Origin of the sequence: Rhodovarius sp., from assembly GCF_040399605.1 — a bacterium.
Classification (GTDB): domain Bacteria; phylum Pseudomonadota; class Alphaproteobacteria; order Acetobacterales; family Acetobacteraceae; genus Rhodovarius; species Rhodovarius crocodyli_A.
Genome location: NZ_JBBARU010000102.1, coordinates 1 through 9,266, shown reverse-complemented (window position 1 = coordinate 9,266; position 9,266 = coordinate 1). Strand labels below are relative to the sequence as shown.

General features: G+C 63.8%; 12 protein-coding genes. 4 read left to right on the top strand and 8 right to left on the bottom strand.

Features of this window, described 5'->3' with window-relative positions; all coding sequences use genetic code 11:
• The 3 genes from ABWP84_RS16990 to ABWP84_RS16975 form a co-directional block, all read left to right on the top strand.
• Positions 1–210 (top strand): ADP-ribosylglycohydrolase family protein (locus ABWP84_RS16990; protein WP_353213216.1); only part of this gene is annotated, 210 nt, incomplete at its 5' end.
• A 438-nt stretch (positions 211–648) separates the two neighbouring features.
• Positions 649–1,191, top strand: coding sequence for a hypothetical protein (locus tag ABWP84_RS16985; RefSeq protein WP_353213215.1), 543 nt, complete (start codon positions 649–651; stop codon positions 1,189–1,191).
• A 482-nt stretch (positions 1,192–1,673) separates the two neighbouring features.
• Complete coding sequence (locus ABWP84_RS16975; protein WP_353213214.1) at positions 1,674–2,105, top strand: DUF6525 family protein; 432 nt, start codon at positions 1,674–1,676, stop codon at positions 2,103–2,105.
• Positions 2,106–2,238: 133 nt separating this feature from the next.
• Here the strand turns inward: ABWP84_RS16975 and ABWP84_RS16970 are convergent, their stop codons facing one another.
• The 8 genes from ABWP84_RS16970 to ABWP84_RS16935 all read right to left on the bottom strand — a co-directional run bounded on the left by ABWP84_RS16970 (position 2,239) and on the right by ABWP84_RS16935 (position 7,565).
• Positions 2,239–2,556 carry a thiosulfate oxidation carrier complex protein SoxZ gene (locus tag ABWP84_RS16970; protein WP_353213213.1) on the bottom strand — a complete coding sequence of 106 codons (318 nt, stop codon included), beginning with the start codon at positions 2,554–2,556 and terminating at the stop codon, positions 2,239–2,241.
• Positions 2,553–2,972: a thiosulfate oxidation carrier protein SoxY gene (locus ABWP84_RS16965; RefSeq protein ID WP_353213212.1), complete on the bottom strand. Its 420-nt coding sequence runs from the start codon at positions 2,970–2,972 to the stop codon at positions 2,553–2,555. The genes ABWP84_RS16970 and ABWP84_RS16965 overlap by 4 nt, the downstream gene beginning before the upstream one ends.
• Positions 2,972–4,237 carry an FCSD flavin-binding domain-containing protein gene (locus ABWP84_RS16960; protein WP_353213211.1) on the bottom strand — a complete coding sequence of 422 codons (1,266 nt, stop codon included), beginning with the start codon at positions 4,235–4,237 and terminating at the stop codon, positions 2,972–2,974. The genes ABWP84_RS16965 and ABWP84_RS16960 overlap by 1 nt, the downstream gene beginning before the upstream one ends.
• 10 nt (positions 4,238–4,247) lie before the next feature.
• A complete protein-coding gene (locus tag ABWP84_RS16955) occupies positions 4,248–4,535 on the bottom strand; it encodes a c-type cytochrome (RefSeq protein WP_353213210.1) in 288 nt (95 codons plus the stop codon).
• Positions 4,536–4,612: 77 nt separating this feature from the next.
• On the bottom strand, positions 4,613–5,737 hold the full coding sequence (locus ABWP84_RS16950) for a YeeE/YedE thiosulfate transporter family protein (RefSeq protein WP_353213209.1): 1,125 nt from the start codon (positions 5,735–5,737) through the stop codon (positions 4,613–4,615).
• Positions 5,737–6,273: a carboxymuconolactone decarboxylase family protein gene (locus ABWP84_RS16945; protein WP_353213208.1), complete on the bottom strand. Its 537-nt coding sequence runs from the start codon at positions 6,271–6,273 to the stop codon at positions 5,737–5,739. The genes ABWP84_RS16950 and ABWP84_RS16945 overlap by 1 nt, the downstream gene beginning before the upstream one ends.
• A gap of 14 nt (positions 6,274–6,287) precedes the next feature.
• Positions 6,288–6,539 carry a hypothetical protein gene (locus tag ABWP84_RS16940; protein ID WP_353213207.1) on the bottom strand — a complete coding sequence of 84 codons (252 nt, stop codon included), beginning with the start codon at positions 6,537–6,539 and terminating at the stop codon, positions 6,288–6,290.
• Between the two features lie 54 nt (positions 6,540–6,593).
• Positions 6,594–7,565 carry an alpha-L-glutamate ligase gene (locus ABWP84_RS16935; RefSeq protein WP_353213206.1) on the bottom strand — a complete coding sequence of 324 codons (972 nt, stop codon included), beginning with the start codon at positions 7,563–7,565 and terminating at the stop codon, positions 6,594–6,596.
• Positions 7,566–8,156: 591 nt separating this feature from the next.
• Between ABWP84_RS16935 and ABWP84_RS16930 the strand changes: the two genes are divergently transcribed.
• Entirely contained in the window at positions 8,157–9,119 is a 963-nt protein-coding gene (locus tag ABWP84_RS16930) for a tripartite tricarboxylate transporter substrate binding protein (RefSeq protein ID WP_353213205.1), read from the top strand.
• Positions 9,120–9,266: the final 147 nt, after the last annotated feature.

Sequence of the window (9,266 nt, the reverse complement as noted above, 5' to 3'; positions counted from 1 at the left end):
GGTGACTTCATGAGCCAGCAGGGCTGGGTTCTGATCGCATCCCAAATTGCATTTCGTGACCTGGCCATTGGGACCTCCATCGAGGAAGCATTGAGCGAGACGGTCGGCGCCGGCGACGACGCCGACACCAAAGGGGCGATCTGCGGTGCGTTTCTGGGGGCGGCGCAGGCCCGTGCCGCGATTCCTGATAGCTGGAACCGCGCCACATAGGCGGGTCGCCCGATGACAGTGCTTGGGGTGGCGCAACCGCGGCCACCACGGCACTGGCGCGACTCTTTGCCGCGTCTGGCTGTGGGGCTGCTGGTGCGTGGGGTTGGTGAAGCAGGCGGCGAGGCGTGAGGCGGGCTTCGATCTCGCGCAGCGCCACGACGCCGACGTCAAAGCGTGCAATGATGAACTTGTCGCAGACCGGTCACAGGCCGAGGCGTGCAGGGGAGGGTTGAGCCTTGGCAGGCATGGCGTCCGAAATCGATAGGGTTGCGGTTTGGCAATAAACTCCGATCTATGATCAATGTCTGCGCTATATTGGCGAAACTTGTTGAATGATCCGGTCTAGAATTTTGCCGGTTCGGGCTGAGACGCTGCGCTTGACGCAGGTGTCCAAAGCCAACAAACTCAACGCCATCGGACCTGCTGCGGAACCTTTTTGTGATGATAAAAAACTTAAAATCTTTCCGATTTTTGATGTTTTGGGGCTTTTTATTCGGACAAACCTGTGTTGCCGGGGCTCAAGTAACGACTCTGCTGGACGCCGGCAGCTGGCGTGCTGTCCAGGCGGTAAGTGGTACGTCGCATGCTTGCAGTATGCATAGCAGTTATCCGGATGGTAGAATAATATTTATTCATTTTACTCCGGATGGCGAAATGTTGATGCAGTTGTCTAGCCCAGCATGGCGGATGCGCAATGGAGCGTCAATTCGTTTTGATGTACAGTTTGATGAATTACGCTCTCGAAACATGAGTTCGACGGTTATTTATATGTCAGACTCGCCGGTCGCACTGCTGCAGGCCTCTATTGATACTCGGCAAATGGATAGTTTTATCGAAGATTTCATAAGGTCTTCACAGATGAGCGTTATATTTCGAACGGGAAACGAAAGAGACTGGATTTTTGATTTAGATGGTAGCGCTGCTGTATCCGAAGCCTTTATACAATGCGTGGAGCGTATGCCGACGACGACGCAGCCCTAAGAGTATCATCCGCTCAAACGGAATTGTTTGAGCGGCTCAATATGGTCGTAAAACAAATACTTAGCCTCTATGCGCGGAGCCCTTGCGAACGGAATAGGCTCCAAGAGGACTTTCGAGAACGCTGTCGACGGGAGGCAGCGGTCGTCCAGGACAATCGGACAGCGCGATAGCTGCCTTTCTGCCTGACAGCGGCGATTTTGCCGCGCCTTGGGAGCGAATACGCCGGATACACAGCCCCTGCTTCAAGGTAAACTTGGCCTTGGCCGCTATCAAAGGCGAGAAGACGCTGGCGGGTTTGGGCAATCGGTTTGAGGTACACCCTGGCCAGATTGTCGCCGGCAAGGCGCTGCTGGGGTTTTCAGCGCTTGCCCCGCAACCGCTGAGACCGTTGCTGCGGTCGATCTGCAGCTGCTGCATGCGAAGATGAGCCTCGGCAGCGGGATACGGTTGGCGCGCCTATGGTGGTTCGATAGAAACCATCGATGGATAACAGCACAGCGACCAAGCCCTACAGCAAGCTGAAGGGCGACCCATACCGAGCGTATGAGGCGCTGCCCATCGAGGTCCGCCGAGCTTTGCAGGAAGCCTTGGTGGATTGGTGCCCCCTGCGTGCCCGCGAATGGCACCTCCGCCTGCTGCGCCATGAGGGGTTGCGGCCGGCTGAAGCGACCTTCTTCCTCGTTCAGGCCATTCGCAGGCATGATCATGCCGAAGTCGCCGCCTTTGCCCAGGCATGGCCGAAAGGCCTCCAGGCCTATCCACACCTTGCTGCCGGTGCATCCCTGCAACGTTATGCCGGAACGGATGGTATCCCCGCGGCTGAGCCTGTTGCCGCCGGGCCAAAGAAAAGGCGACCTAAGCTACGAGCCAAACCGACGGCCAAGCGGAAAGCGGGTTGCCGCGCACGCCGGTGAGTGCGGAGCGGCCGGGCTCCCGGTTTTGATGTGCTGCGCTATTGAGGTTGGTGAAGGGGGGGCGTTGCGTGGCCTGCTCTCCAAGACTCCGGCCTGGAGAGCGTTCGTATCCGGTGACACCCTCTGCGCCTGATCAGCCCACCGCGATGCGCGCCATGCTGCGCGCGCCGCGTCCTGCTTCGTCCACGCAACTCACCTCCACCTCGCTCGCACGCTCCAGCCGCAGGAAGAAGACATGGTAGGGATTGGCGGCGCTGCCGTTGCTCAATTCCACCTGCAGCGCCACCTCGCCATTCACCCGCACCACCATGCTGGCGAGCATATTGCGCGGCACCAGCCGACCACCCTCCATGCGAAGGCCGGTCTCCATCGGGTGCTCGATGAGCGTGCGGATTTCTACCACCTCGCCGGCGCGGGCCTGGCGGGGGGCGCGGATGCGCGGCGGGTTCATGTCAGGCAGCCGCCGGTGGTGACCCGGATCTCAGCATTGGCGCGGCGGAGGCTGCCATCACTGAGCTGTGCCAACACCACCACGATCTGGCTCTCAGCCAGGCGGATACGGGTCTGTACCTCGGCCCGCGCCAGGGCAGGGGTCAGGCGGAAGCTGGCCACACCGGGGGTAGGGTTGCGGGTGGCAAAGACATGGATGGCAGTAACATGCTCGGCCGCGGTCTGGGGGCTTTCGACCAGGATGGTCAGCGGCACTTGGCCACCATTCTCGGCCGTGGCCGGGGCTCGCAGGTTAATCCCGCCTTCCGCTGCCTGTGCATCGCCCACCGCCTCGCGAATGGCGCCGGCCAGGGCATCCTCCTGCGCCAAGGCGGCCCAGGGCAGCGCCAGCAGGGCGAGGGCGGCGCGCCTGTGCATCAGCCGAACATGTCCTGGGTGATCGAGGCATACCAGCTATCGGCATAGGTCGCTTCCAGCCGGCGCTGGTCAGGCAGGTTGCCGCGCGGAGAAACGCCCCCCGAATTCGGCACTTCGACGATTGCCGTGGCCTCCGCATTGGGCCGGAAGACGCCGACGACGGAGATGCCGTAATCATCGCCGACATGGCTGTAGCAGGTGTTGAAATAGACCGCCTCCGGCGCGGCCTCACCGCGCAGCGCCGCCGCCGCCGCGGCCACCGCCTGCTTCGCTGTGGTATTGGCCACAAAACCGGATTTGGGCATGGGGCCGGGAATATTCGCGTCACCCACCACATGGATGTTCGCCGCCGCACGGGCCTCGAAGGTCACGGGGTTGACCGGCACCCAGCCCGAATTATCGGTAAGCCCCACATCGGCGGCGATGCGCGCAGCCGATTGCGGTGGGATGACATTGGCCACGTCCAGCTTGTGGCGGGTGCCGAACTCAGTCTCGAATTCCATCGCGCGCGGGTCGACCCGCACCACGCGGCCGTCGCGGCTCGCGGGCACCCATTCGATCATGCCCGGGTAGAGCGCGGCCCAGGCGTCCTGGAACAGGCCCTGCTTGCTGAAGGCCTCCTTTGCATCCAGCGCCAGAATTTTCGACCGCGGCTTGTGGCGCTTGAGATAGGCCGCGATCATGCTGATCCGCTCATACGGCCCAGGCGGGCAGCGGAAGGGATTCCCCGGGATAGCCAGGCCCACCACGCCGCCATCAGGCATGGCTTCCAATTGGCGGCGCAGCAACAGCGTCTGCGCGCCATCACCTGGCACCCAGGCATGCGGCATGGTCTGGGCGGCCGCCTCGTCATAGCCCTCGATCGCGCCCCAGCGCAGTGCAATGCCCGGCGAGAGGATCAGCCGGTCGTAGCCGAGGCTCTGCCCGCCCTGCAGGCGCACGCTGCGCGCATTGGCGTCGATGCCCGTGGCCCAGTCATGCACCACGGTCACGCCACGCGCCCGCAGCCCGTCATAGGAATGGGTGATGTCAGCGATTTGGCGGAACCCGCCCAGCACCAGATTGCCATAGGGGCAGGTGACGAAGCTCGTCTTGGGCTCGACGAGGGTGACCTGCAGCCAGGGATAGGTCCGTCGGGCAAAATTGGCGGCCGTGGCGCCGCCGAAGCCGCCGCCGATGATCAGCAGTCGCGCCTGGGTCTGCGCCTGGACCAGGGCAGGGGCGGTGATGGCGGCACCGAGCAGGGCGCGGCGTGTGGTGGTCATGCTCATATCCTCAGCGCCCCTGGCGCGAAAAATATTCGGCCGAGGCGGCGATCTCAGCGTCGGAATAGCCCCGGGTAATGCGCCCCATGATGGTGGCCGGGCGCTCATTGGCGCGGAAGGCGGCCATCAGCGCGACCAGCTCGGCACGGTCCCGCCCCGCCAGGCCCGGCACGCCGCCCTGGCCCGCGCCGTTGGCGCCATGGCAGCTCAGACAGGCCTGGGCCGCCAGCGGTGCGTTCTGGGCCCAGGCGGGGGCGGCCAGAACCAGGGCGGCGATGGCGGGAATGAACAGGCGCATCGAGGATCCTTGCAGCGACGAAGAACAGAGGGGTTGCTAATGCCCCTAAATTTTCCTGTCAAATTCGCAATTCACAATCAGGCCCGCGAAAGCCCAAAGGCCGGTCGCAACCGCAGCCCCACCGCATTGCCCAGAAGTGCTGGGATGATCCACACCCAGCCATGAAGGCTGCCCGAGGCGATGCCGCCAAAGAACGCGCTGATATTGCAGCCCGAGCCCAGCACCGCGCCATAGCCAAGCAGAAGCCCGCCGCAGAGCGAGGCCAGGGCCGGGCGCAACGCCGGCAGCGTCCACCATCCACGCCGACCGGCGAGGCCCGCAGCCAGCAGGGCCCCGGCCATAAGGCCGAGATCCATCAGCGTGGTCCGGTCGGACAGCACCGGGCGAAGCAGCGCCTCGCTGCGGGTCGGGTCTTCCCAGAAGGCCCAGAAGGCCGGGTCGTCCCAGCCCAGGGACTCGACGAGTTGCGAGCCCCAGAGTGGAAAGGCGGCGGTGATGGCCCAGGGGCGCCCAGCCAGGAGCAGTGTGGCGAAGTTCAGTACCGCCAGCGACACCGCACCCCACAGCAGCGGCCAGGGCCCGCGCAGCACATCGCCACCGCGCCAGGCCAGGGGATCTGCCTGCACGCCCTCCCACCAGCGCATGGCGGCCCAGACCAATGCCAGCCCGGTTAGGCTGAGCGGCAATATGGCCCAGCCTTCGCCCAGGCGTTGGCCGGGCAGGGCGGGCCAGGCCATCCAGCGCTCGCCATCCCAGGCGGCCAGGGTGGCGCCGGCGACGAAGGCGAAGAGCGTGATCCACATTCGGCCATCCTGACCGCCCGCCGCGGTGAACAGCGTGCCCGAACCGCAGCCACCGCCCAGCTGCATGCCAATGCCGAACAGGAAGGCGCCCAGCAGCAGCGCCCAGCCGATCGGAAAGACGAAGCCGCGCACCGGCTGGCCCAGCACCTCGCCCGCCAGCAATGCGGGCTGGAAGAGCAGCAGCGCCAAGGCCAGCATCACGAGCTGCGCCCGAAGGCCGCTACCCTGCCGCTCGGCCAGCAGCCGCCGGAAGGCGCCGGCAAAGCTGAAGCTGGCATGGAAAAGCGACAAGCCCAGCGCCGCGCCCAGCAGCCACAAGGCAGCTGGCCGCCAACCCTGACCCGCGAGCAGCCAGGCCGCGCCGAGCAGGACCAGGGCCGCGCCGAACGCAATCCGCATCAGGCCAGCGCTCCCTCTTCTTCCTCGATCCCCAGCGCATCATTGAAGCGGTTGAAAAAGCCGCACAGGGTGATGCGCAGGGTCAGCTCCACGATCTGCGCCTCGGAAAACACCGCCCGCAGCGCCGTGAAAAGTTTTGCCGGCACGCGGTTGGGCGTCGCCCAGGCCACTTTCGCGTAGTCGATGACCAGCCGGTCGGTCTCGTCCAGTTCGGGGTTGTCGGGCTCCAGCAGCCGCTCCACCGCCGCGGCCGAAAGCCCCTCGGCGGTCAGGAAGGGCGTGTGGTGGCCAACGCAGTAATGGCAGGCATTGAGCTTGGAGACGGTGATGATGGCGATCTCCAGGTAGCGCTTCGGCAGCGTCTTGGCCGCGCGCAGCTCCATCAGCATGGGCATGAGGTGGCGCAACGCCGCCGGCACATGCGCGATGACCGCCACCTGGTTGCGGAAGGGGCCATAGGCGCCAGCGAATTCCTCGTAGATCGCGGTGAGGTCGGGGGTCAGCTCCTCGGAGGGGATGGAACGCACACGGGCCATGGAGATTCTCCTGCTCAGCGCTGGCGCGGGCTCAACGCATCGCCGATCAGATTGAAGCCGTGCACCGACAGCGCCAAGACCCCTCCTGGAATGGCCGAGATATAAAAATGCAGCGGCTCATGCCGCGTCGCCGATGATGCGCTCCAAGGGGGGAAGATTCTGCGCCCCTGCGTGACCTGACCGGGAAAGCGGGCGGCCTCGCCTGGGAGCCTGTTTCGTTCGCAAGGGCTCACTTCACAGGCTCTAAGATTCTGATTGTCGATCATCTTTATCCGCTCAAACGGTTTCGTTTGAACGGATGAAGCTCTGGCAGAGGCTGATCAGGCGGCGCGGGACCGAGGCTCTGCCAGACGCCTACCCAGATAGGCCGACAGTGCTCCCATCCCCGAGCGCGGTGTGCCGGCTATGCCTGCGCGAGCTTCGGCCTCGGGATTATAATTGGTGTTGGTGTTCACGTCGTAGACCAGGGGCTGGCCGTCCTCGCCGATGATGAACTCGATGCCGGCCACATCCACCCCGGCCCGCTCCAGGAACGCCTCGAGCTGGCTGCGCAGACGCGCATCGATACCCTCCACGATGGTGAACTTATGCACGGGCTTGCCAGAGACCTTTCCCACTGGGCAGGCCAACTCGCCGATGGCGCAGACATCAGCCGGGCAAAGTTCAAAACCCTCGCTCGTATCCACCTCCACGGCATAGGTGAAGCGCCGGCCGGTGAATTCGGCCCGCGTGACCACAGGACGAGGGGCGCGCACATAGGTTTGAAGGAGTTGGATACCATCTACTGGCTCGATATAGCTGTCGCTCTCCACATGCTCCTTTAGACCCTCAAGAGTGTGGAAGAGTTGGACGCCAAGACCCTTGCCGCCGCGATTGGGCTTGAGGATCACCGGCTCACCGGCAAAATGTGCAAAGGCGGCTGGTACGATCTGGTCACGCCCGGCCACCATGATAGTGCGCGGCGTGCGCAGGCCCGACGCTTCCAGCGCCGCATACTGGCGCACCTTGCTGATCTCTAGGTCGAGCGCAGCGGGCCCGTTAACCACGATGCGGCCCCAGCGCTTGAGCCAGGCAAGCACGCCGGCAGTCAGCTCTGCCGAAAATCTATGATCGCGCGTGTGAGATGAGGCACTCATCCGATTGTAAAACACGCCCTCGGGCGGCGGCGCGGCGAGGTCGAAGCTGCCATTGTGCATGAACCACTCGGTCCATGGCAGCGCTTCTGCGCTCAGCGCCTCCGCCAGCGGGGCCAGCCAAGAGGGGTTCTCATGAATGACGTATATCTCGGACATGACGCGTTCCTTCGCACATGGCGGACATGCTGACCGCCCATAATCACGTTTATTAATCGTTATTTATAAATTTCACAAGGATAGGGGTGTGTAAATTGTTCTGAAAATTTTTCAGATCGTTGAATGGGCTTGCTCCCGCTAGAACATGTTCAAGCCTTGCGGCTCGGCAAGGCAGTTTGGAAAATGCCGTAAAACAAAGGCTAGGGCCGTTTCACCGCCTTCGCTCTCCGTGAAACGGCTCCAGATTTTGCTGCAGGCCCGCCGCGGCAGGTCACCCACATATCCCATTGATCGTTATCGGGTGCGTCGTCACCGACAATGCCTTTCTGTCCCTCGGTCCGGCCTAGCCGAGCAGGGCGAAGCGCATCAGCGATCTCGGCCGGGGCGGCGGCGCTTGGTCCGACGGGGAGGAATGTGAGCCATGAGGGTCAGGCCGTGGCGGTGAGGCAGATCGGTCCGGTGCTGGCGGATGTGCTGATCGGCGGGTTGAGCGCCAATAATTACCCTAACCTCCCAGACCTACCATCTAGACGAAAATGGTGTATTAACCGCTGTGTAAGGCAAATTTGTTTGTGAGCGGAGGAGTTCGCTATGATCCACCGCCGCGCGGCTATCGGCTTGGCCGCCTTGCCCTTCGCCCCCGCTTGGGCGTTTCCGGACCGCTCGGTGTTGATCGTCGATGGTTATCCCGCCGGCGGCGGCACTGACATCGTCGCCCGCAGGTTGAGCCGCGAGTTGCAACGCGACTGGGCCCGGCCGGTGATCGTGGAGAATCGCTCGGGCGCCAATGGCACGCTGGCAGCCATCGGCGTGGCCCGCGCCTCCCCTGATGGCCACACGCTGTTCATGGGCAACATTAACACGGTGGTGCTGGCGCCACTCGTGCTGCGCGGGGTGGATGGGGCGAAGGCTTCGAATTTCACCCCCGTTTCCATGGTCGCATCGCAATCGCATGTGGTGGTGGTGCGTAAGGATGCTCCGATCGCCGACATCGCCGGCCTGGTCGCCGCCGCCCGTGCCCGGCCGGGGGGGGTGACCTATGGCTCGACGGGGCCGGGCAGCGTGCAGCATCTGGCCGCCGCGCTCTTCGCCAAGCGCGCTGGAATCGAGATGCAGCACGTTCCGTATCGCGGCAGCGCACCGGCGCTGGCTGATCTGATGGCCGGTACCATCGATGTGATCTTCGAGGGCATCATCCCGGCCAGCCCCTTCCTGCAATCGGCGCAAATCCGCCCATTGGCACTGGCGGTGACGACGCCGGCGCAGGTGGCGGCATTGGCGGTGCCGACGCTAGAAGAACTGGGATATGGACCGATGAACATGACCAGTTGGTGGGTCCTGCTGGCGCCGCGCGGCCTGGCGGCGGGCTTGCGGGAGGCTATCGCCGCAGCCGTTCAGAAGGCACTGCGGCAGCCCGAATTCGTGTCCTTCGCCAATAGCCTGGGTGTAGTGCGCGGCGAGGGGTTGGTGGGCAACGCGCTGGGTGAAATGATCCGGGGCGAGACGGCTAAGTATCAGGAGCTTATCGCCGCCATGGGTGTGCTTGCAGAATAGCACCTCAGCGCGGCAGCCTTCAACGTTTTACGGCTTGCCCAAACGCGACAACGCCCCGGCAATGTTGCCGAGGCGTTCTTATCGCAAGTCAAAGGAGATGCGGGGACAGGATTTGAACCTGTGACCTTCAGGTTATGAGCCTGACGA

Coding starts and splice junctions, on each gene's coding strand:
- ABWP84_RS16960 (WP_353213211.1), bottom strand. CDS start 4,237: ATGACCACCACACGCCGCGCCCTGCTCGGTGCCGCCATCACCGCCCCT.
- ABWP84_RS16950 (WP_353213209.1), bottom strand. CDS start 5,737: ATGCGGATTGCGTTCGGCGCGGCCCTGGTCCTGCTCGGCGCGGCCTGG.
- ABWP84_RS16965 (WP_353213212.1), bottom strand. CDS start 2,972: ATGCACAGGCGCGCCGCCCTCGCCCTGCTGGCGCTGCCCTGGGCCGCC.
- ABWP84_RS16940 (WP_353213207.1), bottom strand. CDS start 6,539: ATGATCGACAATCAGAATCTTAGAGCCTGTGAAGTGAGCCCTTGCGAA.
- ABWP84_RS16975 (WP_353213214.1), top strand. CDS start 1,674: ATGGATAACAGCACAGCGACCAAGCCCTACAGCAAGCTGAAGGGCGAC.
- ABWP84_RS16935 (WP_353213206.1), bottom strand. CDS start 7,565: ATGTCCGAGATATACGTCATTCATGAGAACCCCTCTTGGCTGGCCCCG.
- ABWP84_RS16970 (WP_353213213.1), bottom strand. CDS start 2,556: ATGAACCCGCCGCGCATCCGCGCCCCCCGCCAGGCCCGCGCCGGCGAG.
- ABWP84_RS16945 (WP_353213208.1), bottom strand. CDS start 6,273: ATGGCCCGTGTGCGTTCCATCCCCTCCGAGGAGCTGACCCCCGACCTC.
- ABWP84_RS16955 (WP_353213210.1), bottom strand. CDS start 4,535: ATGCGCCTGTTCATTCCCGCCATCGCCGCCCTGGTTCTGGCCGCCCCC.
- ABWP84_RS16930 (WP_353213205.1), top strand. CDS start 8,157: ATGATCCACCGCCGCGCGGCTATCGGCTTGGCCGCCTTGCCCTTCGCC.